Annotated in this window: 17 protein-coding genes; 8 read left to right on the top strand and 9 right to left on the bottom strand. The window is 57.7% G+C overall.

The genetic code is table 11. The features are described 5' to 3' along the window. Window positions 1–103 precede the first annotated feature (103 nt). The 3 genes from ABJH13_RS12140 to ABJH13_RS12130 all read left to right on the top strand — a co-directional run bounded on the left by ABJH13_RS12140 (window position 104) and on the right by ABJH13_RS12130 (window position 4,707). Window positions 104–2,659: a PBP1A family penicillin-binding protein gene (locus ABJH13_RS12140; RefSeq protein ID WP_348406478.1), complete on the top strand. Its 2,556-nt coding sequence runs from the start codon at window positions 104–106 to the stop codon at window positions 2,657–2,659. A 69-nt stretch (window positions 2,660–2,728) separates the two neighbouring features. After that, entirely contained in the window at window positions 2,729–3,853 is a 1,125-nt protein-coding gene (gene prfB, locus ABJH13_RS12135; protein ID WP_348406477.1) for a peptide chain release factor 2, read from the top strand. Window positions 3,854–3,921: 68 nt separating this feature from the next. Beyond that, window positions 3,922–4,707, top strand: a complete 786-nt coding sequence (locus ABJH13_RS12130; RefSeq protein WP_348406476.1) for a DUF2189 domain-containing protein — start codon at window positions 3,922–3,924, stop codon at window positions 4,705–4,707. Window positions 4,708–4,738: 31 nt separating this feature from the next. Here ABJH13_RS12130 and ABJH13_RS12125 read toward each other — a convergent pair whose 3' ends face one another. From ABJH13_RS12125 to ABJH13_RS12095, 7 genes are all read right to left on the bottom strand, one after another. Next, window positions 4,739–5,536, bottom strand: coding sequence for a helix-turn-helix transcriptional regulator (locus tag ABJH13_RS12125; protein ID WP_348406475.1), 798 nt, complete (start codon window positions 5,534–5,536; stop codon window positions 4,739–4,741). A gap of 266 nt (window positions 5,537–5,802) precedes the next feature. Then, window positions 5,803–6,090, bottom strand: coding sequence for a hypothetical protein (locus ABJH13_RS12120; RefSeq protein WP_348406474.1), 288 nt, complete (start codon window positions 6,088–6,090; stop codon window positions 5,803–5,805). 31 nt (window positions 6,091–6,121) lie between these two features. After that, window positions 6,122–6,682 carry an acetolactate synthase small subunit gene (gene ilvN / locus ABJH13_RS12115; protein ID WP_348406473.1) on the bottom strand — a complete coding sequence of 187 codons (561 nt, stop codon included), beginning with the start codon at window positions 6,680–6,682 and terminating at the stop codon, window positions 6,122–6,124. 111 nt (window positions 6,683–6,793) lie between these two features. Beyond that, complete coding sequence (locus tag ABJH13_RS12110; RefSeq protein ID WP_348406472.1) at window positions 6,794–8,545, bottom strand: acetolactate synthase 3 large subunit; 1,752 nt, start codon at window positions 8,543–8,545, stop codon at window positions 6,794–6,796. A gap of 325 nt (window positions 8,546–8,870) precedes the next feature. After that, window positions 8,871–9,593: a methyl-accepting chemotaxis protein gene (locus ABJH13_RS12105; RefSeq protein WP_348406471.1), complete on the bottom strand. Its 723-nt coding sequence runs from the start codon at window positions 9,591–9,593 to the stop codon at window positions 8,871–8,873. Between the two features lie 76 nt (window positions 9,594–9,669). Further along, the gene (locus ABJH13_RS12100; protein WP_348406470.1) at window positions 9,670–10,320 is read right to left on the bottom strand and encodes a response regulator transcription factor; all 651 of its coding nucleotides are present in this window, start codon (window positions 10,318–10,320) and stop codon (window positions 9,670–9,672) included. Beyond that, window positions 10,317–11,738 carry a cache domain-containing protein gene (locus ABJH13_RS12095; RefSeq protein WP_348406469.1) on the bottom strand — a complete coding sequence of 474 codons (1,422 nt, stop codon included), beginning with the start codon at window positions 11,736–11,738 and terminating at the stop codon, window positions 10,317–10,319. Before ABJH13_RS12095 ends, ABJH13_RS12100 begins: the two co-directional genes overlap by 4 nt. Before the next feature lie 250 nt (window positions 11,739–11,988). Here ABJH13_RS12095 and ABJH13_RS12090 point away from each other — a divergent pair, with 250 nt between their 5' ends. The 4 genes from ABJH13_RS12090 to ABJH13_RS12075 all read left to right on the top strand — a co-directional run bounded on the left by ABJH13_RS12090 (window position 11,989) and on the right by ABJH13_RS12075 (window position 18,035). Then, window positions 11,989–13,077 (top strand): TRAP transporter substrate-binding protein, encoded by a 1,089-nt coding sequence (locus ABJH13_RS12090; RefSeq protein WP_348406468.1) that lies wholly within the window; start codon window positions 11,989–11,991, stop codon window positions 13,075–13,077. A 124-nt stretch (window positions 13,078–13,201) separates the two neighbouring features. Continuing rightward, on the top strand, window positions 13,202–14,122 hold the full coding sequence (locus ABJH13_RS12085; RefSeq protein ID WP_348406467.1) for a TRAP transporter small permease subunit: 921 nt from the start codon (window positions 13,202–13,204) through the stop codon (window positions 14,120–14,122). 42 nt (window positions 14,123–14,164) lie between these two features. Beyond that, window positions 14,165–16,519: a TRAP transporter large permease subunit gene (locus ABJH13_RS12080; protein ID WP_348406466.1), complete on the top strand. Its 2,355-nt coding sequence runs from the start codon at window positions 14,165–14,167 to the stop codon at window positions 16,517–16,519. 154 nt (window positions 16,520–16,673) lie between these two features. Further along, window positions 16,674–18,035, top strand: coding sequence for an amidase (locus ABJH13_RS12075; protein WP_348406465.1), 1,362 nt, complete (start codon window positions 16,674–16,676; stop codon window positions 18,033–18,035). A gap of 14 nt (window positions 18,036–18,049) precedes the next feature. Here ABJH13_RS12075 and ABJH13_RS12070 read toward each other — a convergent pair whose 3' ends face one another. Beyond that, window positions 18,050–20,053 (bottom strand): DEAD/DEAH box helicase, encoded by a 2,004-nt coding sequence (locus tag ABJH13_RS12070; RefSeq protein ID WP_348406464.1) that lies wholly within the window; start codon window positions 20,051–20,053, stop codon window positions 18,050–18,052. 250 nt (window positions 20,054–20,303) lie between these two features. Continuing rightward, window positions 20,304–21,710 (bottom strand): VPLPA-CTERM sorting domain-containing protein, encoded by a 1,407-nt coding sequence (locus ABJH13_RS12065; RefSeq protein WP_348406463.1) that lies wholly within the window; start codon window positions 21,708–21,710, stop codon window positions 20,304–20,306. A 247-nt stretch (window positions 21,711–21,957) separates the two neighbouring features. On the opposite strand from ABJH13_RS12065, the gene ABJH13_RS12060 reads away from it, so the two are divergent. After that, the gene (locus ABJH13_RS12060; protein WP_348406462.1) at window positions 21,958–23,865 is read left to right on the top strand and encodes a bifunctional diguanylate cyclase/phosphodiesterase; all 1,908 of its coding nucleotides are present in this window, start codon (window positions 21,958–21,960) and stop codon (window positions 23,863–23,865) included. Window positions 23,866–24,144: the final 279 nt, after the last annotated feature.

Raw genomic sequence — 24,144 nt, 5'->3', positions numbered from 1 at the left:
TTCCGGCAGGTTTTGGCCAGCGCTATGTGGTTTCGTGTTTTGACGGGGGCGGGCGCACTCTCTATATGTACCGAACAAGTTTCAAATAAGGCGTATCTAAACAGTGTTGCGGTTCATTCTATCGTTTTTTGGCGGTATTTTCACGATGGTTACCATGGCCATCGCTATGGTGGCGCTGACGGTGGGCGCGATTTTCTGGATGTATGGCCGCGACCTGCCCAGCCACGAATCATTGGCGCAATACGCCCCCCCGACGATCAGCCGGATTTATTCAGGCCAAGGGCAGATCATCGACGAATTTGCCAAGGAAAGGCGGCTGTTTGCCCCGGCCGAAACCATCCCCGATCTGGTCAAACAGGCGTTTATCTCTGCCGAAGACAAGAATTTTTATCAACACGACGGGTATGATCTGCGCGGGATCGCGGCGGCCGCCTATGATGCGGTGGCATCGCGGGGGCAGGACGTGCGCGGGGCCTCGACGATCACGCAACAGGTGATGAAAAACTTCCTGCTGTCGGGCGACCGCCACGCCGAACGCAAGATCAAAGAGATCATTTTGGCGGCGCGGTTGGAAGAAACCCTAAGCAAAGAGCGCATTCTTGAACTGTACCTGAACGAGATTTTTCTAGGCCAAAATTCCTATGGCGTTGCTGCGGCCAGCCAAACCTATTTCAACAAACCGCTGAATGATCTGGCCCCGCACGAAGCCGCGTTTTTGGCGTCCCTGCCCAAAGCGCCCAGTGATTATCACCCGGTCCGGCAAAAAGAGCGCCTTCTGGCCCGGCGCAATTTCGTCCTCAAAGAGATGATGGAAAACGGCTATATCACCCAGGCCGCGCTGATCACGGAATTAAACGCGCCGCTGCGGTCTGTGCAAAACGGTGACTTCGAGAGCTTTAAGGCAGAACTGCCGCCGCGTGATTATTTCACCGATGAAATCCGCCGTCAGCTGACGGATAACTTTGGCGAGGGTGAATTTTTCACCGGCGGCTTGACCGTGCGCGCGACGATTGATCAAGAATTGCAGCCGCTGGCGGCCAATTCCTTGCAGCAAGAGCTGGAGAAATATGACCGCGGCCGGGGGCTATGGCGCGAACCGCGGATCAAAATTGACCCTTCCGAACTGGACGGCGAAGACAATTGGCGCGCAGCACTGGCCGACACAGATATGGCGCGCGACATTGATCTGGAAGGGCCTTGGTATCCGGCGGTCGTGCTTTCGGTGGGCAACAACGATGCGCGCATCGGGATCGAAGGCGTGGCCGAAGACGACGATGGCCATTACATCGCGGCGCAAGATGTGACCTGGGCGCGTAAACGGGCGCAGGATGGCAGCACCGGCAACCAGGCAAAAGTGGCGGGCGACCTGCTTGAGGTCGGCGATGTGGTGCATGTGCGCGCGATCACGTCCGACGATGACGGAACGTTCGTGCGTTGGTCGCTGCGGCAGGTGCCCGAAGTGCAGGGCGGCTTTGTCGCGATGGACGTCAACACCGGCCGGGTGATCGCGATGCAGGGCGGGTTTTCGTATCAATCCAGCGTGTTTAATCGCGCCACCCAAGCCAAACGGCAGCCCGGATCGAGCTTTAAGCCCTTTGTGTATGCTGCCGCTCTCGACAGTGGGTATTCGCCCGCGACCATCGTTGTGGATGCGCCGATTGAGGTAAACACGCCGCAAGGCCTATGGCGCCCGCGCAATTCCAGCCGTGAATTTTATGGCCCAACGCCCCTGCGCACCGGCATTGAACGGTCGCGGAACCTGATGACGATCCGGCTGGCACAACAAATTGGCATGGATCTGGTGGCCGATTACGCCGAACGTTTTGGCGTGTACGACAATATGGGAACGTTCCTTGCGAACTCGCTTGGATCCGAAGAAACGACGTTATACCAGATGGTTGCAGCCTACGCGATGTTTGCCAATGGCGGCGAACGGGTGCAGCCCACATTGGTTGACCGGGTGCAGGACCGGTACGGCAAAACGATCTACCGCCACGACGATCGCCAGTGTTTTGACTGCGCCGTGCCGCGTCTGGATGTGGGCGTGGCGCCGAATATCATCTCTAACCGCGAACAGGTGATGGATCCGATCACCGCGTATCAGCTGACATCGATGATGCGCGGCGTGGTGGATCGCGGCACCGCATCGCGCACGGTCAACCTGCCGGTGCCGACGGCGGGCAAAACAGGCACAACCAATGACGCCAAAGACGTGTGGTTCATCGGGTTCACCAGCAACATCGTGGCCGGGTGTTATATAGGCTACGATCAACCACGCAGCATGGGGCGCGGCGCGGCGGGGGGCACCATGTGCGGCCCGGTGTTTCAACGGTTCATGGAAGAAGCCACACAGAAATACGGCGGCGGCCCATTCGAAGTGCCACCCGGTGGTCAATTCATCAAAATTGATCGGTTCACCGGCGCCCGTCTGAGCCCTGATGCGACGGGTGACGCGGTTGTGGCCGAATATTTCCGTCAGGGCGAACAGCCCATTTTCGGGATCACCTATGACGGTGGGTTTGCGATGGGGCAAAACCTGCCTTTGATCGAGGAATTGGGCAGCCGTCAAACCGAACAGGTCACCACATCCACCGGCGAAAGCGCCACGGTTGGCCCCAAGGCCGATTTTGGAACGCTGAGTTCGGGCGGTCTTTATTAGCGGGGTGCTTGCTGCGGGCAGGGGGCTGGTCTATCACAGCGCTCAGACCTAACGCCAAAGGCCAATACCATGCGTGCTGACGCCCAAAACACTGTAGAAAAGATCGAGAAGTCGCTGGATCTGCTGGCGCAGCGGCTCGATGTGGAAACCGCGCCGTACCGGCTTGAGGAATTCAACGCGCGGGTCGAAGACCCCAGCCTGTGGGACAACCCCGAGGCCGCGCAAACCCTGATGCGCGACCGGCAGATGTTGGTGGATGCGCTAGCGGTCTATGATGGCATCAAGCAAGAGCTTTCCGACAATATCGAGCTGATCGAGCTGGGCGAAATGGAAGACGACGCAGAGGTTGTCGACGAGGCAGAGACCGCGCTGAAGGCATTGGAAATCACCGCCGCGCAAAAGGAACTAGAGGCGTTGCTGGATGGCGAGGCCGACGCCAATGACACCTTCCTTGAGGTCAACGCGGGTGCGGGCGGCACCGAAAGCTGCGATTGGGCCAATATGTTGGCGCGCATGTATGTGCGGTGGGCCGAAAAGAAGGGCTACAAGGTCGAACTGCAATCCGAAAGCGCGGGCGAAGAGGCGGGTATCAAATCGGCCACCTACAAGATCAGCGGTCTCAATGCCTATGGCTGGCTGAAATCCGAAAGCGGCGTGCACCGGTTAGTCCGGATTTCACCGTTCGATTCGGCGGCAAAACGGCACACGTCGTTCACATCGGTTTGGGTCTACCCGGTGGTGGATGACAATATCGACATCGCCGTAAACCCCGCCGATATTCGGATCGATACCTACCGGTCTTCCGGGGCGGGTGGGCAGCACGTAAACACCACCGATTCTGCGGTACGGATCACCCACCACCCCACCGGGATCGTGGTGACCAGTTCTGAAAAATCACAACACCAGAACCGCGATATCGCCATGAAGGCCTTGAAATCACGGCTCTACCAGCTCGAGCTTGATCGGCGCAATGAAGCCATCAACGAAGCGCATGAAAACAAGGGCGATGCGGGGTGGGGCAACCAGATCCGGTCGTATGTTTTACAGCCCTACCAGATGGTGAAAGACCTGCGCACCAACTTTGAGACGTCCGACACCAAAGGTGTGTTGGATGGCGATTTAGATGGGTTGATGGCCGCGACGCTGGCGTTGGATGTGTCTGGTAAATCGCGTGCCGAAGCGCAAAATGGCTGACCCTCGGGGCTAGCTATTGCGGCAACATGTGGTGTCTACTTTGTTGCGGAGGACAAGGAGGAATCACCATGGCGCAATCTGCCACAGCGCAGTTGGATATCGGCGCACCCGAATTACGCGCGGCTCGGTTTGAAGATCTGCCCGAAGCGTTAAAGCGCGGCGCGCAAGATTTCCGCCGCCATCCGGTTTACGGGCTGATATTCGCGTGTTTTTACATTCTCGCCGGGTGGGTCATGATCGGCGTAACAGTGGCGACCGGGCACACGTTTTGGCTGGTGCTGGCCGCCATCGGGTTTCCCTTGCTCGGACCGTTCGCCGCCGTGGGGCTATATGAGGTGTCGCGACGGTTAGAACTGGGCATGGCCGTGCCCGCGCGCGCGGTTTTCGGCGTCATTTGGCAGCAACGTCTGCGGCAATTGCCGTCTCTTTGCACCATGATAGTGGTCATCTTTATGTTCTGGTTTTTCTTGGGCCATATGATCTTTGCGCTTTTCCTCGGACTATCGACAATGACCAATATATCAACGTCTTACGAGGTATTTGTGACCTTGAACGGGCTGAGCATGCTGGGTTTTGGCACGCTTGTTGGTGGGGTGTTTGCGCTATTGATTTACAGCATGTCGGTGATCGGCCTGCCGCTCTTGCTCGATCGCGAGATCGATTTCATCACCGCCATGATCACCAGCATCGGGATCGTACGGCGGTCGCCTGCGGTGATGTTGATATGGGCGGCGGTGATCGCATGCCTCAGCTTTGCCGCAATCGTGCCCGGGTTTTTGGGGTTGGTGATTGTGCTGCCATGGTTGGGGCACGCATCGTGGCATTTGTATCGGCTGTTGCTGACCACGCCTTAACCCGGTGTGGGGCAGGGTTAGGGGGCGGCAATCAGCGGAAGCTGTCTTTGGGTTGCAGCAGTCTTTGGTGAAATGGCATAAGGTCATCCAACGTGCAAAACCCTGCGGTGCGTGCAAATCTAAGCGCGTTTTTCGCGTTTGGTCCGAGGTATTCGTAGACGAGGCGGGTCATGCGGATACTCGATGAATTCTCGCGCACCGTACGCGCCACATACCCTACCCAAAAGTTGTTTTGAAACGATGTCACCCGGCTGAGGTAGTTGAACGATGCGGTCATGCCGTTGCGGCGCGCCACTGTCGCGGCGAACCCGTCTTCGATTTGCATGACAAAGCCGCGATATTCACGGGCGCGCGCATCAGCCGGGATCCCCTGCATCGCCATCGCCATTTTGGGTTCATAGCCGCGGACGAAAGTGTTCTCACCGTCTCTTTTTATCAAAATAATGCCGCGCACGTATTGGTCATTGCGAACAAAGCTGCGCCTCGCAAAATGATAAAACCCGCTGGGAAGGTCCTCTTCAGAAATCGGTTGAACCGTAGGGCCCATAAAATCGCGCAGGTATTCGCTCGATATTGGGCCGGTGCCGGGCGAAATCTGATCAACAGGTTCCAGCAGCACGCGGGCGTCAACGCCGAAAAACGTGCAAATACGGGCCAGAACATCTGGGCGGGGAAAGCTCTCACCGCTGAGGTAGCGATTGAATTGGGTCCGGTTGATCCCCAAGTCACGCGCCAAAGCTGAAACGGACGTATAGTCCGAAGCCAAGGTCCGTAGATTGGCCCCAAACATGCTGCGCAACTGCGCGGGTGATCTGGCGGTCAATGACATTGATGGTCCCCTGCCTTTTTTGCGGCATCGGTATACCCACCAGTATGGCGGGAAATGCCGAGAAATTATAGCTGAAATCTAGCTTTGTCGCTAGTTAGCATCAACGTTAGTCCTCAATTGTGTCATTCTTAGATCACCGCGACACAAATTCCAAGCGTGCGGTGCTGATTTTATCATGTGCTGATGTATTAACTTCTTGGTACCAATATAGGTAAGCAGAAGGATAGGAAACGATCATGATAGGAGTTGTTCTTTGGAGCGATGCATCAGACCGCAAAGCGGTTATTTGGTGTGAAGATCAGGGCGATTTGGCGTTTTTGAATTCCACTGATGACATATTTTGGCGCGATGCGTTTTTTGACGCAGGCGATGTCGTGCAGTTTGATATGGAAGTCGAGGCGTCCATGCGCCGTGCGCACAACCCACGCCTCGTGCTTGATCAGACGAGCGCTGGTTTGCCGGATGCGTTGCGTCGGACGATGCCCGAGATAGACCAGCCAAGTGGGTCGGCGAAGATTATTCCGTTCGAGCCGCGCACCAAGACTGCGCGACAAGAGTGTTTGCGTGTGTCAAAAGCGTAAGGCGCTATTCGCCGCGTGACAGGGCCGCGACGCCTGTTCGCGCGACATCCGTCAACCCCAAGGGTCGCATCAGATCAGCAAACGCATCAATCTTTTCGGGTGCGCCGGTGATCTCAAAGATGAAGCTTTCTAGCGTGCTGTCGACGACACTGGCGCGGAAAATATCCGCAAGACGCAGCGCTTCGACCCGTTTTTCGCCCGTGCCCGTGACCTTGAACATGGCCAATTCGCGCTCCACGCTGGCGCCTTCGACGGTCAGGTCATGCACGTCATGCACCGGTACGATCCGCCCCAACTGGGCCTTGATCTGCTCAATCACTTGCGGCGTGCCAAAGGTCACGATGGTAATGCGGCTGAGATGTCCGGTGTGATCCACCTCAGCGACGGTTAAACTGTCGATGTTGTAACCGCGCCCCGCGAACAACCCGATAACGCGTGCCAAAACGCCGGGTTCATTTTCAACCAAAACCGCCAGGGTGTGACGTTCGATGACATCCGAGAACGTGGGGCGAAGGTTATAGGCCGAATGGCTGGTTGCGCCTTTTTTGATTTTGAGCGGAGACATCGCGCTACTATCCTTTCATCAATTTTCTGCAGTACCGCAGACGTTCCGGTTTGAATGTGTGTCAGAGACGCGCCCTGAGGGACAGGGCCCGAGGGCCGGAGGCGCGATCTCTCACACCAAAACGCTCCCCTCGCTATCAATCACACCTTGGGTCTGCGCCTCGCCCAACAACATTTCGTTGTGCGCTTTGCCCGACGGGATCATAGGGAAGCAGTTCTCGTGCTTTTCGACCAAACAATCGAATATGACCGGCCCGTCATGGGTGATCATCTCGATGATCGCGTCGTCGAGATCATCGGGGTCAGAGCAGATAATACCCTTAGCACCAAAGGCTTCGGCCAGTTTCACGAAATCGGGCAAGGCTTCGGACCACGATTGTGAATACCGCTCGCCGTGCAGCAATTCTTGCCATTGCCGCACCATGCCAAGGCGCTCGTTGTTGAGGATGAACTGTTTGACGGGCAGGCGATATTGCACGGCTGTGCCCATCTCTTGCATGTTCATCAGCCAACTCGCTTCGCCGGCCACGTTGATCACCAAGGCATCGGGGTGCGCCATTTGCACGCCGATGGACGACGGAAACCCATACCCCATGGTGCCCAACCCACCGGAAGTCATCCAGCGGTTCGGATCTTCAAACCCGAGATATTGCGCGGCCCACATCTGATGCTGGCCGACTTCGGTGCAGATATAACGGTCGTGTTTTTTGGTCAGCTCTTCAAGCCGCGCCAGCGCATGTTGCGGTTTGATAACCTTACCCTGTTGGGTGAATTTGAGGCAATCGATAGCCTTCCAGCTCTCGATTTCGCGCCACCACTGCGCCACGGCCTCTGAGTTGGTCTTGCGGCCGCGCGATTTCCACACCTTGAGAATGTCTTCCAGCACATGCCCCACATCGCCCACAATCGGGATGTCGGTTTTGATCACCTTGTTGATCGATGACGGATCAATATCGATATGCGCCTTGATCGAATTTGGGCTGAACGCATCGAGCCGGCCGGTGATCCGGTCATCAAACCGCGCGCCAATGTTGATCATCAGGTCGCAATCATGCATCGCCATATTGGCCTGATAAAGCCCGTGCATGCCCAGCATACCCAACCAATGTTCGTCCGACGCAGGGTAGCACCCCAGCCCCATCAACGTCGAGGTGATAGGAAAGCCGGTGGCCGCGACCAGTTCGCGCAACAATTGGCTGGCGGCCGGGCCCGAATTGATAACCCCCCCGCCGGTGTAAAAAATCGGTTTTTTGGCGGTTTCGAGAGCGGCGACCAGTTCGGTGATCGCATCCATGTCGCCCTTCAATTGGGGCTGGTAATGCGACACCGACGGTTGCGGTTTTTCATATGTGCCGGTGGCGAATTGCACGTCTTTGGGGATGTCGACCAACACAGGACCGGGGCGGCCGTGGGTGGCCACATGGAACGCTTCGTGGATCACGCCCGCAAGCCGGTCGGTTTCTTTGACCAACCAGTTGTGTTTGGTGCAGGGGCGGGTGATGCCAACGGTGTCGGCCTCTTGGAATGCATCAGAGCCGATCATGAAGGTGGGCACCTGGCCGGTCAAAACCACCAGCGGGATCGAATCGAGCAGGGCATCTGTCAGCCCGGTGACCGCATTTGTGGCCCCCGGCCCAGACGTGACCAAGGCAACACCCGGTTTGCCCGTCGACCGCGCATACCCTTCAGCAGCGTGCACGGCACCTTGTTCGTGGCGCACCAAAATATGTTTGATCGAATTTTGCTGAAAGATCTCGTCGTAGATCGGTAGCACGGCGCCTCCGGGGTAGCCAAAGACGGTGTCCACACCCTGATCAATCAAGGCTTGGACAATCATTTTTGCTCCGGACATCTGCCGTGTCATATCATTTTCTCCGTGGTGGCCGCTTTGGGGCCGGTTGTTAGCGTTACACATAAAAAAGCCCCCGTTTTTGGCGGGGGCGCATGGGTCAGAAGATGGTCTACCGTTACCGGCCCAAGCGCGTATATCCTACATTGACGACTAGCAGTGTCATACCCAAAGGCCCCTTCATGCTGAAGAGACATTATGAGCGGTGCCGGGGGGCGTCAAGCGTCTTATGCGCAAAATAAATGTCACGTAGGCACAAAAATACGTCATATCCTTGCGCGCAGGGGCCGTTCCCCGACATTTATTGAAAGGTTGGGCGTGTTTGGTGACGCAATCAGGGTCAACCGTTTTCGATTGTCTCGATATCTTGACGGGCAGATAGGGTCAGTTGCTGCACTTCTTCGGCCAGAACTTTGAATTCCTGAGCGATAATAGCGAGCCCTTTGCCCGCTTCACCCGCACGCGATGCCTCTACCGATGCGTTGATCGACATCGAACGCACATATTTCCCGATCCGTTCCAAACGGCGCAGGTCTTCCCCAAGGCGGGTGGCGGATTGCAACGACCGGTCTAGTTGCTCTTTGCGCTCTGTCTCAATCTGGGTCCAGACGCGGTCTACGAGATCACTGACGGCCACGTAAAAGTCACCCTGACTGAAGGCGATGTAGCTGTCCAATGTTTGGGTGTCGACGTTTTCGTCTTTGGCCAGAGCCTCGCACAGCGCATCTGTTTTTGTGGTCATGCGGCCGATGGTCGTCAGGTTTTGCGGCTGATCCTTGACGGCGCTGGCCAACCAGATGCTGAGCTGTTCGGGAAAGGACGAAAACACAGTATCCCCGCGCAACACGTCCAAGGTGTGGCGCAGTTGTTCTGCCTGAGTTTGCGCCTCTTTTTGCAGGGTTGCACGTTCCCCGTCAGATCGGTCCGTTGCCATCTGGCTGGCGCAAATAGCAACGCGCATCACCAGCGAACGTAAATTCAACACCCGATCGATTGCACTGCGATAGGCGAGGGTGTCGGTGTCTGTCGTTTCCGACGCGTCGATATTGGCTTGTACATTCATGCTGCCGATTTAGCTCAAATTTACTTAACAAATCTTGAAAGCAATCCCGCGTCTGGCGAATTTTTTACAAGGCCCGCTAGAACCGCGCGCCAGTGCCTTGCAGCACGCCATGTTCAAGCGCGTAGCGGGTCAAACCGGCGGTGCTTGATATCCCCAGTTTGCGCTTGATATTCTTGCGGTGGGTCTCGACTGTGCGCACCGATATATCGAGGGTCAGCGCCACGGCTTTGTTGGATTTACCCTGCGCCAGTTGCAACAAAATGGTCTGCTCGCGGCCGGTAAGAGCTTCGCGCGTATTGGTGTCTTTTGGTTCCAACGACCCACGGGCGCCGGTACACAAGTAGCGTTCGCCAGACATCACCACATCAATGGCCTGTTTGATTTCGTCGGTGGGCACATCCTTGAGCACATACCCCATCGCGCCATGGTCCAGCGCCGAAGAAATATATTCGGGGCTGTCGTGCATCGACAACACCAAAATCCGCGTGGCCGGGCGCTGTTCGAGGATAATCTCGGTCGCGGTCAGCCCGCCCATATCGGGCATGTTCAGATCCATCAAAATCACATCCACGTCCAGCGCAGGCAGCTGTGCAATCGCATCCCGCGCGGCGTTGCAGGTGCCAACGACATCAATATCGTCATAGCTTTCTAATATAGACTGAATGCCTTCAGCCACCATTGGGTGGTCGTCGACGATAAGGATTTTGATCGGGGGCTGGTGGGTCATACGGGGACTTCTGGTCTGGGGGTTGCGTCTTTTTCGGGGGCCAGCAGGTGAGACAGCGGTACGCTTAATTCGATCACTGTGCCAGTGCCACCGGGTGGTTTGAAAATCTGCAACGTGCCTTCCAGTTGTTCCACACGTTCTTGTATATTCCGCAGGCCCAACCCGCCCGACGGGCTGCTGCTGGGCAAACCGCACCCATTGTCTTCGATCCACAAGGTGGCGCCTTTTTTATGACCCCGCAGATGAATTTTGACGTGACTGGCGCCCGCGTGGCGTTCGATGTTGGTCAGCGCCTCTTGGGCGATGCGGTACATGGCGATCTTGGCTTCTTCGTCCAGCCGATTGCGAAAAACCACGGTTTCAAACCCGATGGTCACGCCGGTGCGTTCCTGAAAATCATCGGCCAAGGCCTTGAGCGCGGGCCCCAACCCCAGGTCATCCAACACGCCGGGTCGTAAATCGCGGCTGATCCGGCGCACCTCCGAGATCGCCTGACCCAGTGTTTCGATGCCTTTGTTCAGCGGCGGGTGGGCGCTGCGGTCGCCGCGGTCCAGTTTGCGCCGTGCCGTATCCAGCGCGTATCGCACCCCCACCAACAGCTGGCTGATGCCATCGTGCAATTCGCGGGCAACGCGGCGGCGTTCTTCTTCTTGGGCGTCCAATACCCGTTGGGTCAGCTTTTTGAGCTTTGCATCCGCCAGCCGCCGTTCGCGGATGTTCAGCCCCATGCCCGTCATAAACACCGCCAGCAACGCCGCCAGCGTGATCATCCCGATATAAAAGAACGTCTGCTGTACCCGTGCCTGAACCTCGGCGCGGGCAGAGGCGACCGTTGCCAGCACGTCGTCGATAAAAACACCGGTCCCCACGGCCCACCGCCAACTGGGGAAACTGGTGACATAGCTGATCATGCGGGCCTCTTCGCCTGTCGATGGTTTGGGCCACAGATAGCTGTGATATCCAGACCCTGCGCGCGCAATGCGGATGATCTCGTCGACGACAGGGGTGCCTTCGCTGTCGGTCAGCCCGGACCAATTGCGGTTGATCAAGTCGGTTTTGCGAGGGCTGACCAGATTGGTGCCGTCATAATCATAGACAAAAAAGGACCCATCCGTGCCGTAGATCATCGCAGATAAAATTTGTGCAACGCGGTCTTGGGCGTCGCGGTCATCGGGGGCGGCGTTACCATAGATAAAATAGAACCCGTTGCGCGCCTGCGTGACGTAATTGGCCAACTCGGCTTTCTTGGCCTCCAGCAGCTGGATTTCCAACGCCTTGATCTCGCGTTCTGCAAGGGTGCGCGATTGCCAAGCCACCAACATCGCAATCGCCGCCACCGCAGCGATCAACGGCACCGTCGCCACCAACGACAGTTTTTGCGCATAGCTTGGGCGGAAAAGGGCACGAGGGCGTTTCATGACGGCCTGACTACGGGGAAACGGCGACGAATCAAAGCCCGCTCCCGCGGATGTGACCCCGGTTCATCCCGTTTGGGTTGTATATGCAGGGAAAAACTGGCCAAATTAGTTGACCAAATGTTAACAAAGTCGTCCAACTACGCAGTAGTAGGTATTTTCATTGCAGCGCGTATCGCTAGTGTACCGACACTTGAAACGACCCACGCGGTTTTCACGCGTTACGGGCGATTTTACTGGGAGGAGTATCCAAATGGACCGTCGTTCATTTTTAAAGACATCCGCATTGGGCGGTTCCGCCGTTGCGGCCACCACGCTGGCCGCACCTGCGATTGCCCAAGGCAACCGGACATTAACAATGGTCACATCCTGGCCACGCGGCTTTGCCGTTCTGGATGACGCCGCCACATATTTCGAAGAAATGGTTGGCGCGATGTCTGGTGGCACATTGACCATCGACAAAAAAGCACCCGGCGAATTGGTCGGCGCGTTCGAAGTGTTTGATGCTGTGTCGTCCGGTCAGGCCGATCTGTATCACTCCGCAGACTACTACTTTATCGGTCAGCACCCAGGGTACGCCTATTTCACGGCTGTGCCTTTTGGCGGCACCGCACAAGAGGTCACCAACTGGTACCACCACGGTGGCGGCCATGATCTGCACTCCGAACTGGGCGATATCTTCAACCTGAAATCTTTCCTGTGTGGTAACTCTGGGTCGCAATCTGGTGGGTGGTTCCGCAAGGAAATCAACTCAGCGGCAGATTTCAACGGTCTGAAATTCCGCATGCCCGGTCTGGGTGGCAAAGTGCTGGGCGAACTCGGCGCATCTGTGCAAAACATCCCTGGCGGTGAATTGTATCAGGCGTTGTCTTCGGGCGCTTTGGACGGTCTGGAATGGGTTGGCCCGTTCGCGGACGAACGCGCAGGCTTCCAGGAAGTCGCCAAAGTCTACTACACGGCGGGTTTCCACGAGCCAGGCTCGGCGCTGTCATGCGGTATGAACCTCGACGTCTACAACGACCTGAGCCCCGCGCATCAGGCGATCATCACCAACGCATGTATGGCGACCACGCACTTCCAGCTGGCCGAAACACTGGCCAACAACGGCGCGGCATTGGCTCGCCTGCAAGCGCAAGGCGTCAAAGCGTTGCAATTCCCGGATGATGTTTGGGATGCCTTCGGTGCGGCCTCGAAAACTGTGTTGGACGAAAACATGGGCGACGAACTGTTTGCCAAAATCCGCAATTCCTTTGAGGCATCGCTCGCGCAAAGCTCCGACTGGTTGCTGAAATCAGATGGCTTCTACGTCGAGCAACGCAACCGCGTTCTGGCCAAAGGCTAATCGCGATTTGTAACACCCGGAGGGCTGCCAATCTGGTGGCCCTCTGAACAAACGGGGCACCTTTGCCTCACGACAGGGCGAGACCCCGACATGTGCCAAGCCGCACAATCGGGGAGGGGGACATATGGAAAACGACGCAGGCTCACTCTCGGTCATTTTGGACGGGGTGCTTTGGTTCTTCACCAACATCGGACTGGCGGGTTATAACCTCTTTTACGCCATCACCCACACATCGCTCTGGCTGGACTGGTCCAACAAAGAATCCATCATGCGGTTCGTCTATTACGGCGGCTCGGTCGAGTTCTTCTTTGTTGTGTTCACGACCTTCCTGATCGTTTTTGCCTTTGGCGTGTGGCGCAACACCTTCATGTGGGGATGCGTGCGGGTGCTGGAAGGATTTGCCAATACGCTGGGTCGGTTCTTTGCCTGGGCAGGGCTGCTGATGGTGCTGCAACAGATCGTCATCGTCTTTATGCAACGCATCTTTACCCGGCCCGATATTTCTATCGGCTTTGGTATCCCGCTGCAGTTCGACATCAGCTGGTTCGCCGAAGAGCTAAAACTTTATAACGCCATGGTCGTGTGCCTGTGCATGTCCTACACCTTTGTGCAGGGCGGCCACGTGCGGGTCGATCTGGTGTATTCGGCCGTGAAATTCCGCACCAAACGGGTGATCGACATGTTCGGCGCGCTGTTCTTTATGATGCCGGTGGCCGTGTTGATCTGGATGTACGGTTGGTTTTTCCTGTGGCGCCACCTGATCGTGCCGAACCCATCCGCATCGGATGGGTTAGACAGGCTGTTGTCCAAATCGCGGGCCCTGCGGTGGAACGTCGAAACCATCGGCTTTAGCCCCAACGGGTTTAACGGGTATTTCCTCTTTAAAATCCTGCTTTGTGCCTTCACCGCGATGTTGTTTTTACAAGCGATATCGATGTTCTTCCGGTCCTATCTGGAATGGAAAGAAGGCCCCGAAAGCGAAGCCAAATACCTCGACCGTGATACGTTGGGTGACGGCGAAGAAGCCTATGAGGGCACACACTAATAGCCGCCGCGAACCACGCAGCGCAGCAAGGGACTATAAGACATGTTTTTCGGTCTAGACGGCGTCGAAATTGGCCTGATTATTGTATTCGCCTGCCTGTTTGGCGGCATCCTCTCGGGGTTTCCGGTGGCTTTTGCCATCGCGGGCGCAGGGATGATCTCTTTTGGGATCATCGCGGCCCTCGACAGCGCGGGGCTGCTGATCCACCAAGCCATTGATACTGGCAGTCAGGTCTACCGCGATTTGGTTAATTCGGGCGTAAAAGCCGACACGATATCGACCTTCAGGTACCCCGATTTACCGCGGATCGAAGAGGCCGTGTTCCCCAAAGGGTGGGAAGACGCGATGAACCGCAACGTGTCGTTTGTGGTCAACCGAATGAACGAACGCGTTCTTGCGGGTCAATCCATCGAAACCCTGCTGGCGGTGTTGATGTTCGTTCTTATGGGCATCACGCTCGAACGCTCCAAAATCGCCAACGACCTGCTGACAACAATGGCGCGGGTCTTTGGCCCGCTGCCGGGTGGTCTGGCCGTGTCGATCGTTGTTGTGGGCGCGTTCCTTGCGGCGTCGACGGGTATCGTGGGTGCGACCGTTGTAACGATGGGCCTGCTGGCGCTGCCGACGATGTTGCGCAATGGCTATTCGCCCGAATTGTCCACCGGTGTCATCGCGGCGTCGGGGACCTTGGGGCAGATCATCCCGCCGTCGATTGTGATCGTTCTTCTGGGCACCCTCGCGGGCGATCTATATTCCCGCGCCCAAGAAGAGCGCGCCCAGCTCGAAGGCTGTACCGATGCGTTGACCTATCTGGGTGAACCTGCGGTTTTGTCTGTCGGTACGTTGTTTCAGGCCGCATTGCTGCCGGGGATCTTGCTGGCGCTGCTTTATGCGCTTTATGCCTTTGGCTATGCGCTGCTGAACCCCGAAAAGGCGCCTGCCGTCGCAATGGGCAGCACCAACGCTGAACCAGTGACCCGCAGCGAAGCATTCACATGGTTCCTTGGTGCGCCGGTTGCCATTGTTGTGGGTGCGGTGTTGCTGGGCAATCTGGGTATTATCGGTGATCAATCCACCGAGGTGTCGCGCTATTCCGACATCGGCGAAGGCGCATCGTTGCGCACGAACGTCAGCCCCGAATGCCAGATCTCGATGATCGAACTGCACGGCCAATCTGCGTGGGATGTCGCAGTGGCCGAACAAGCTGCCATCAACGAAGCCGGTGGCGTGCAGGCGTCTGAGCAGCTGACCGCAGAAGAACTGGCCGCGTCGCAAGCCGCCAAAATCGCCAATGCAGCGCCCATCGGGACAGGCATGGCGATCATCTTGGTGCTGACGTCGTTGTTTCTGACCACGGCGCGGGGCGTGTCGCCATCAAGTGCCACGCGACCTTTGTTAATCGGGGCCGTTGGCGCGATTGTTATGGTCTTGATGGATATCGCGGTGATCTCACCCACCACCAGTGCCGGGGCGACGGTTGTGTTGATGGCGCTGCCCTTTGCGGCGCTGATGTACGGGGTGGTCTATGCGACCAAACTGTGCGCGCGCAACGAATTGATCCGCGTGGTGTTTCCGCCGCTGATATTGATCGTGGCTGTTTTGGGCTCGATCTTGGGGGGGATCACCAACCCGACGCCGGCTGCGGCATTGGGGGCAGGGGGCGCGATTATGTTGGCCGCCTACCGCAAGCTGACAGAACAAGACCGCACACCCAAGGTGATCATCTGGTCCACCCTCGCGATTGTTGTGTGCATCTTGGTGGGCATCAATTTCGACCTGCGCATCAACAATGATGTCGTCAGCGTCGAAAGCTGGTTCGCGTTTTTCGTGGCCTATGCGGCGTACCTCTATGCGCTGTTTGGTCTGCTGTTTGCGTGCTGGGTTCTGTATACGTCGGGCGTGCTAAGCCCGGTTGTGCGTGAAACGGCCAAAGTGACCAGCATGGTGTTTACCATCCTCATCGGCTCGCAATTGCTGAACATGGTGGTGATCTCCTTTGGCGGCGAACACTACATTCAGGACTTCCTCAAAAGCTTTGACGACGAATTCAAAGTCTTCTTGCTGGTCATGGTGGTGTTGTTTGTTTTGGGCTTTGTGCTCGACTTCCTCGAGATCATCTACATCGTGATCCCGATCGTCGGGCCGGTGATCTATGGCGGCAGCTATGACCCCAAATGGGTCACGATCATGATCGCGGTCAACTTGCAAACCTCGTTCCTGACACCACCCTTTGGGTTCGCGTTGTTCTACCTGCGCGGGGTCGCCCCAAAAGAGGTGACCACGGGACATATCTACCGCGGTATCATCCCGTTTGTGCTGATCCAGGTGGCCGGTCTGGCGCTGCTGTGGTTCGTGCCCGGCATCGTGACATTGGTGCCGGATTTGATCCCGAACTGATGAAAACATTGCCGGGCCCCAATGCGCAACATGCCGCAAGAGGGCCCGGTGATCCGCATCGTGCGGATGGCGTGCACCCTGTGCGCAGGCATTGTCGCGCATCGCCCCCCACATATCGCCGTAACGCAACACTCCGCAAATCCCAGACCGCGCCATGACACCACATTGGTCACAGACCGAATGGGCAGATGGGCTAGATCACTACGGGCATCGTCTTAGGCGGGGTGACACAACCGTGCGGGCCACTGTCGAACATGCGCTGGCGCGGATCGCGCGGCATGACGATCGGTATCAGGCCTTTGTGCATGTGGCCGCCGACACCGCGTTGCAAACGGCCCAAGACATCGATGCGTGTCTGACACAGGGCCAAGATCTGGGGCCATTGATGGGGGTACCTATCGCGGTCAAAGATCTGTTTGCGGTGCGGGGCATGCCCACCAAAGCGGGTTCGCGGATGGATGTTGCACATGCCATTGGGCCCGAGGGTCCGGTTGTTGCGCGGCTAAAGGCAGCGGGGGCGATCATCTTGGGCAAAACGCGCACCATTGAATTTGCCGCAGGTGCGCACAACATCAGCCATCCGACACCATGGAACCCCGCCGACCCATCGCATCACCGCAGTCCGGGCGGGTCCAGCAATGGGTCGGCTGTCGCGGTTGCGGCGGGGTTTTGCCCGTTGGCCATTGGGTCGGATACCGGCGGATCTGTGCGGGTCCCGGCGGCGCTATGTGGGATCGCGGGGTATAAAGCGTCCGTTGGCGCGCTGTCGTGTGACGGTGTGTTTGCCTTGTGTCCGCAGATGGACAGCGTGGGCGTGTTGGCGGTGTCGGCGCATGACGCGATGCGGGCGGGCGCCGTTTTGTTGCACCAAGAGCCGCAGCACGGGTCGCTTGTGGGGCGGCGGTTGGGCGTGCCGCATGGCGATATGTTGGATGGGTTAACCCAGCAGATCGCCACAGAGTACGCGCGCGTGTTGCAGCGGCTTGGCGATGCGGGTGCCCATCTTGTGCCGCTGGATTGGCCGCGCACGGATGAGATCACGACGGTTGGTGAGATCTTTGCAGGGGTGGTCCCGCGCGATCTAATCGCGACGCTAGGGCCTGACCGCTTGGCCCTTGCGCAAGATCTGATCGACCCGGTGGCGCGGCACCGTCTGGCCGTTGGGGCAGGGGTCTCAGCATCGGATTACACCGCGCTGGAGGCTCAAAGAGCCGTATTAAACGACCGCGCCGTGCACCGTATGCAAGATCTCGATGGTGTTGTTTCCCCCACGTCACCCATATGCGCGCCGCGCGTGGATCGCGTGCAAACCATCGACACCGCAGTGGCGTTTACAGGCCGGGTGCTGTCGCTGACACGGCTCGCAAATGTGTATGGTTTGACCGCATGCACCATCCCGCTGCGCAGGGCGGGCGGTGGCCTGCCCGTTGGGTTGGATATCGCAGGCCCCAGCGGGGCTGACCTAGACACGCTGGCCCTGGCCGCCGCCATTGCAGAGGTGTTGCAAGGCGGCTGACCAAAGGGGTGCGTTTAAGACGCGTCGCGGCGGGGTTTTGGTGGGCCTTTGCGTGGGGGGGCCCCTGCGCCACCGCTTTTGCCGCCGCCGTGTTTGCCAGCGTTCAATTTGCGCGCCTTGTTTTTCTTGCTGGACGGTTTTCCCGCCGGTGGTTTGGGCCCACGTGGGCGATCATCGGACCTATCTGCGGGTTTGGGCTTGCCGTGGCGCGGTTTGCGGGGGGCGTCTGTTGTGGTTTCCGCAGGATGCACCGCAGGTCCGCCTGCGTGCTTGGGTTTGCCGGGTTTGGCGCCATCACGTTTGGGCTTTTTGACCCGTGGAACCGGTGCGTCGTTCCAATCAACCGGCTGCGTCGTCCCCGGTGCCGGCGCGTCTGATCTTGGGCCGCGCGGTTTTTCACGGTCTTTGGGGCGCGGGCCATCTGTGCGGCGCTGCGGTTTGTCGAATTTGGGCGCGCTGTCCAATTGGGTCAGCGCAGCACCGTCTTCGAGCTCCATGCCGGGCCCGACAGACTTGATAAAGGACGCAACCGACGGTTTGCGCACCTCAAATACCGAACTGTTGCTTTGAATGCGGATCGCGCCGATATCTTCGCGCGACAGGTTGCCCATTTTGCACAACATCGGCAGCAACCGGCGTGGCTCGGCGCCTGTGGCGCGCCCGCCCGCCACCGAAAACCAAACGCTGGGCCCAAAGGCCTGACGGGGTTTCGCGGCTTCAGCAGAGACATCCGATAGCTCTTCGGGGGCGGAATGGCGTTCGCGGTAAAGCCGCAGGTAGGCGGCGGCGATTTGGTCAGGCGTAAAGCTGGCGGTCAGTTTTTCAACGGTGCCGCGATCGGCCTCTTCGACACCGGCCTTCAGGTCGGGGTTGGCCAGAATGCGCGTCTCGTCTTGGGCAAAGACGGCCTCGGCGCTGGGGGCATCGGCCCATTCGGCGCTTAGTTTGGCCCAGCCCAACAGGCGTTCGGCCTTTTTGCGCACGCTGGGCGGGACGATCATCGCGCTGACGCCTTTGCGCCCGGCGCGGCCCGTCCGGCCTGATCGGTGCAGCAGCGTTTCTTGGTTGGTTGGCAGTTCCGCATGAACCACCAGATCAAGGTTGGGCAGGTCGATGCCGCGCGCGGCGACATCGGTGGCCACACAGACCCGCGCACGCCCGTCGCGCATGGCTTGCAGGGCGTGGGTCCGTTCGCTTTGGGACAATTCGCCCGACAGTGCCACAACAGAAAATCCACGGTTAGACAGGCGCGTCGTCAGCCGGTTGACCATGGCGCGGGTGTTGCAAAAGACGATGGCGTTGGGTGCTTCGTAGTAGCGCAGCACGTTGATAATCGCGTTTTCACCATCGCGCGGAGACACCCGAAACGCGCGGTATTCGATGTCGGAGTGTTGTTTGTTGCCGCTGGTGGTGGCGATGCGGATCGCGTCACGCTGGTAGCTTTTGGCCAGCTTGCCGATCGCCGCCGGTACGGTCGCGGAAAACAGCAGGGTCTGGCGGTCGGCCGGGGCGGATTCGAGGATAAATTCGAGATCCTCGCGAAAGCCCAAGTCTAGCATTTCGTCGGCTTCGTCCAGCACCACGGCTTTGAGCCCGCTCAAATCGATGGACCCGCGCATGATGTGGTCGCGCAACCGTCCCGGTGTGGCCACAACGATATGGGCCCCCCGCGCCAATGCGCGGCGTTCGTCGCGCATGTCCATGCCGCCGACGGTCGATGCAACAACGGCGCCTGCTTTTTCAAACAGCCACGCCAGTTCGCGTTTGACCTGCAACGCTAATTCGCGCGTGGGTGCGATGACCAAGGCCAAAGGCGCGTTGATTTGGCCAAAATGGTCGCTGTCGCCCAGAATGCCCGGTGCGATGGCCAGACCAAAGCCTAATGTTTTGCCCGACCCGGTTTGCGCGGAAACAAGCAAATCCTTGCCCTGAACCTCGGGGTCGCTCACGGCCTCCTGCACGGCGGTCAACGATGTGTATCCGCGCGCTTCTAGCGCATCTGCCAGAGTTTTCTTCACTGTCGGTCCCCGATTTTCCTGAATGCGCAATACCGCGCGCCCACTCTTCCGCATGTGCGGTCAACAAGGCGTTGCGCATAGTGGGTTGGTGGGGGGATGTACAGGTCAATTGCGTGGTCTGTCCAGCGACACGTCAAGGAAAGGTTAACCGTCGAGGTCCGGGCCGGATCAGCAGCCTACCGCCGCTCCCTGTGGCGCGGCGGTGGGTGTGGTGCTGCACGCGCTCAGGGCGTGCAGTTCCTGTACGGGCCTAGGCGGTTTTTGCGTTCTTTTTGCGCAACAATCCCATGCCACCCAAGGCAAGACCCAACAACCACGCGGATGCGGGCAGGGGCACGGGCGCCGGGGCCAGGACCTCATACCGCAGACCATCCGCCGTTCCTTCGGAGAACCCTGCCCAATAGGTGTGGTCATCCGCAAAGGTGCCGTCATCGTTGAGCGACCACAGCCCGTCTTCTCCGGTTTCGAGCAGGTCCAGGTAGCTGGCTTTGTCGGCATCGCCCTTGAGCTCTTTGTCCAGCCACGCGTTCACGAAATGCTGCGCGACGTTGTTCATGAACACAGTGTCCCAGACGGGATCGGTGTAGTGTTCTGACACGTTGAACCCAAGCGCATCGTTGAAGTAAAAGCTTTCTTCGGGCGCGGGGATCGGAGCCGCAGTGTTGTGGCCGCCGCCCTCAAAGGTCAGCAATGCGCGCTCTACGCTGGACGCGTTTTCCCAGATGTCGCGCACACCGCCGTCATATAGCGACGTCGCATCTTCGGAGCCTGCGATGAACATCATCGGGATATCGATGCCCGCCAAACCTTCGGCGTCCCAAAAGCCTGCGTTCATGCCCCATGGCCCAATGGCGACGGCGGTTTTGATCCGTGGGTCTGTCAGTTCTTCGTGGCTTTCGGTGCCATCCTGGTGAATGGCCAACGTCCCTTGGGGGCCGCTGAAAGGATAGCCAACAGATGTTTCTGTCACACCGCCACCGGCTGTAATAACCGCACCGTATCCCCCCATCGAATACCCGATCAGGCCGGTGTTGTCTGCGTCGATCAACCCTGCCAAATCCGACCCGGTATTGGTGTTCAACTGGGCCAAAGCATCGACCACAAACAGCTGATCCAACGGTCGGTTCACCAAAGTGGACCCAAACGCTGACTGGTCACGATAGGTGGAATCTGTGTGGTCAATCGCAGCCACAACATACCCCTTCGAGGCCATGCTTTCTGCCAGATGAGACATCAAAAACCGGTTGCCAGGGTATCCGTGGCTCATGACGATAAGCGGGAAGGGATCGTCAGACGCAATAGGGGCGGCATCGCGCATTGCCTGACCCTCAAGGGTGACTGCCGTCGTTCCGTCACGCAGGTAGGTGTTGTAGGTGGTGTCGCCCGTGGCATCGGCGGCGGCTGGGTACCACATTTCAACCGTCAGCGGGCGGTCATAGGTGGGCAATGGGGCTGATGGATCAGCGGCAGGATCAATCGCCAAAATGTCGATTTGGTCTTTGTTCACCAATTCAATCTGGCGCACGCCAACATTTAACCCACCATAGCCCGCAAGGGCCGGGGCGTCTGGGGATAGGCCGTCAATTCTGTTTTCCGCGACAAGCGGTGTTGCGACTGTCGCTGTGATCATCGCTGCTGAAAACGCGATTTTTTTCATTATTAGTCCTCCATAGGTTGTTTGTTAACCATATGGCCCGTCACCTGACAGGGCCACAACTTAATATGATATCTCATACGAACGTAACGTTTTTTTGGACCTCGGGCCTGTGAACTGGGTGTTAGACGTAAACGCGCGCAGGGTCGCGGACCGCCGATGGGCAGGTATCAGACGGCATTCAGAGGATATTCAGGTTTGATTGGTAGGTGTGTGGTGAACGATTGCAATTAATTGGGTTAGGGTACGAATGACGCTGATAATGCGCGCATGCGCTTTTGGCATTCTGGCGATTGCGCTGATCTGGGTGATGGTCACCTTTACCGTCGCCCGGTCGGTGGACCGTGCGATTGTCCGCGAATCGGTCGACAAGGCGGAATATTGGGGCCGCTATATGGCCAGTCGCGTTCCCGATTTGCCGGGGCTGATCATGACCGGTATCCCGACCCAAGAACAGCGGCGCGTGATCCGCGAGGTCCGCGATGTTGGTGATATTTTCAGGTTCAAACTCTTCGACGCCACGGGGCGGCTGGCCTTGGTTTCAGATGATGTAAACATCGTAGGGGCGGCTGGCCTTGCGGAAATTGCCGATGCCGAACCTATGCAGGTCGCGCAGACCCGCATGCCCATCGTTGAGGTGTTCGACGGAACGGCCAAACCAGACCGTCCTGATTTATATTCGGAGGCGTATATCCCCCTGATGGATGTGCGGGGACGTTTGATAGGTGTTGTCGAGGTTTATGTCGACCAAACCAGAACCAGGTCGTATTTTGCTAAGAGTTTCCACGACTTCAGCCTTATGTTGGTAGGGGTGATCGCGGTTGTCCTTGCTGTGCCGGGAATTGCGTTTTGTGTCCAACGCGTATTTGCGCTGCGGGCGCACCGGGACGCGACATTCTTGGCTCAATTTGATCCGTTGACCGGTGTTTTGAACCGGCGAGAGTTCTCCCAGCGGACAGAGACGTTGCACGCCGAGGGTCGTTTGACAGTGGTTTGTTTTATCGACGTTGACCGTTTCAAGAGCATCAATGACACCCATGGACACGCGGCGGGTGATGCGTTTTTAGCCCATGTATCTCAGGTGTTGCGCAGCAATTGCCACCCGGGGGATCTGCTGGGGCGTTTTGGCGGCGATGAGTTTGTCATCGGGTTTGATGGTATCGATATCGAAACGGCTGTCCACCGCGCGCGCGCGATGCTGAAGCATTCTGCCGAACAGGTCGAAATCCGAGGGGTAACGCTGTCGGGGTCCATAAGCATTGGCATGGCAAAGCTTGAGCCAGGTGATAGTTTCGAGACGGCCCTCAACAATGCGGACGCGGCGCTGTATCATGCGAAGTCCGCCGGGCGGAATGATTTTGCCGTTTACGGTGAGGAAATGGGCGCAGAATTACGACTGAGGCATGCGTTAGAAGCCCGCATTCGTGCGGCGGCCCGTGATTGCGAGTTTGAAATCGTGTATCAGCCTTTGGTCGATGGGCGCACCCGGAGCGTGATTGGTCACGAGGCACTGCTGCGTCTGTCTGATGTGGATGGGTCTGCGATCTCTCCTTCGGTGTTTGTTCCGCTGGCAGAAGATCTGGGGCTGATCACGGAAATCGGCGCATGGACGATCCGAACCGCGACACAGCAAGCCGCCACTTTTGCGGCAGACCACATGTTGGCCATCAATCTTTCATCGACCCAGTTTCGCAGCGGCGCATTGGTGGACACAGTCCGAGAGGCCTTGGAGGCGTCTGGATTTCCTGCAGCGCAACTTGAGCTAGAGATAACCGAGTCTCTCTTGCTGGACGACAGCCCAATGGTTGCCTTACAGATCGATTCGCTCAAAGAAATGGGGGTTGCGATCGCCATGGATGATTTTGGCACCGGGTTTTCTAGTCTGAGCTACCTGTGGAAGTATGGCTTTGATCGGCTCAAAATCGATAGATCGTTTGTCGCAGCACTTGATGATCACTCTCAAGCGTCCCGTGAAATCATCGAAACCGTTGTGTTGTTGGGCGAACGATTGGGGATGAACATCACAGCAGAAGGGGTCGAAACCGTAGAGCAGGCTCGCCTTTTGTCAGACTTGGGGTGCGATGTCCTACAAGGGTATTATTTTGGCAAGCCGTCGTATCTTTGTGATCAACAGGAAGGTCTGGAAACCTCCTTTTGACCCCAAAGGCGTGTCGGCAGACATCTGCGAAATCATATGTACACCTGTTTTGAACCTTAAAACGGGTTTGGGAATTTATACGTTTCCGAGTAACGTCGAGATGCCGCCAAGTTACGGATAAGCAACACAGATGAACGTATGGACCTGTCGCGGTTTGATACCGCTCTTTTGATAGCATTTACTGCACCAAAGGAGATTTACTATGGGACTGAAACGGACGGACGAATTCCGCCAGGATGCGGTGCGGATCGCGCTAACCAGTGGGCTTAGGCGCAAGCA

The sequence above is a fragment of the Roseobacter sp. genome, assembly GCF_039970775.1.
GTDB lineage: Bacteria > Pseudomonadota > Alphaproteobacteria > Rhodobacterales > Rhodobacteraceae > Roseobacter.
Note: the sequence above shows the minus strand (reverse complement) of the source record. Positions and strands in the feature narration are given on the sequence as shown.

Excerpts from the sequence above, each read along its gene's own strand:
- ABJH13_RS12080 (WP_348406466.1), top strand. The coding sequence starts at position 14,165 with ATGTTTTTCGGTCTAGACGGCGTCGAAATTGGCCTGATTATTGTATTC.
- ABJH13_RS12060 (WP_348406462.1), top strand. The coding sequence starts at position 21,958 with ATGACGCTGATAATGCGCGCATGCGCTTTTGGCATTCTGGCGATTGCG.
- ABJH13_RS12100 (WP_348406470.1), bottom strand. The coding sequence starts at position 10,320 with ATGACCCACCAGCCCCCGATCAAAATCCTTATCGTCGACGACCACCCA.
- ABJH13_RS12095 (WP_348406469.1), bottom strand. The coding sequence starts at position 11,738 with ATGAAACGCCCTCGTGCCCTTTTCCGCCCAAGCTATGCGCAAAAACTG.
- ABJH13_RS12085 (WP_348406467.1), top strand. The coding sequence starts at position 13,202 with ATGGAAAACGACGCAGGCTCACTCTCGGTCATTTTGGACGGGGTGCTT.
- prfB (WP_348406477.1), top strand. The coding sequence starts at position 2,729 with ATGCGTGCTGACGCCCAAAACACTGTAGAAAAGATCGAGAAGTCGCTG.
- ABJH13_RS12075 (WP_348406465.1), top strand. The coding sequence starts at position 16,674 with ATGACACCACATTGGTCACAGACCGAATGGGCAGATGGGCTAGATCAC.
- ABJH13_RS12110 (WP_348406472.1), bottom strand. The coding sequence starts at position 8,545 with ATGACACGGCAGATGTCCGGAGCAAAAATGATTGTCCAAGCCTTGATT.
- ilvN (WP_348406473.1), bottom strand. The coding sequence starts at position 6,682 with ATGTCTCCGCTCAAAATCAAAAAAGGCGCAACCAGCCATTCGGCCTAT.
- ABJH13_RS12105 (WP_348406471.1), bottom strand. The coding sequence starts at position 9,593 with ATGAATGTACAAGCCAATATCGACGCGTCGGAAACGACAGACACCGAC.
- ABJH13_RS12130 (WP_348406476.1), top strand. The coding sequence starts at position 3,922 with ATGGCGCAATCTGCCACAGCGCAGTTGGATATCGGCGCACCCGAATTA.
- ABJH13_RS12090 (WP_348406468.1), top strand. The coding sequence starts at position 11,989 with ATGGACCGTCGTTCATTTTTAAAGACATCCGCATTGGGCGGTTCCGCC.
- ABJH13_RS12125 (WP_348406475.1), bottom strand. The coding sequence starts at position 5,536 with ATGTCATTGACCGCCAGATCACCCGCGCAGTTGCGCAGCATGTTTGGG.
- ABJH13_RS12065 (WP_348406463.1), bottom strand. The coding sequence starts at position 21,710 with ATGAAAAAAATCGCGTTTTCAGCAGCGATGATCACAGCGACAGTCGCA.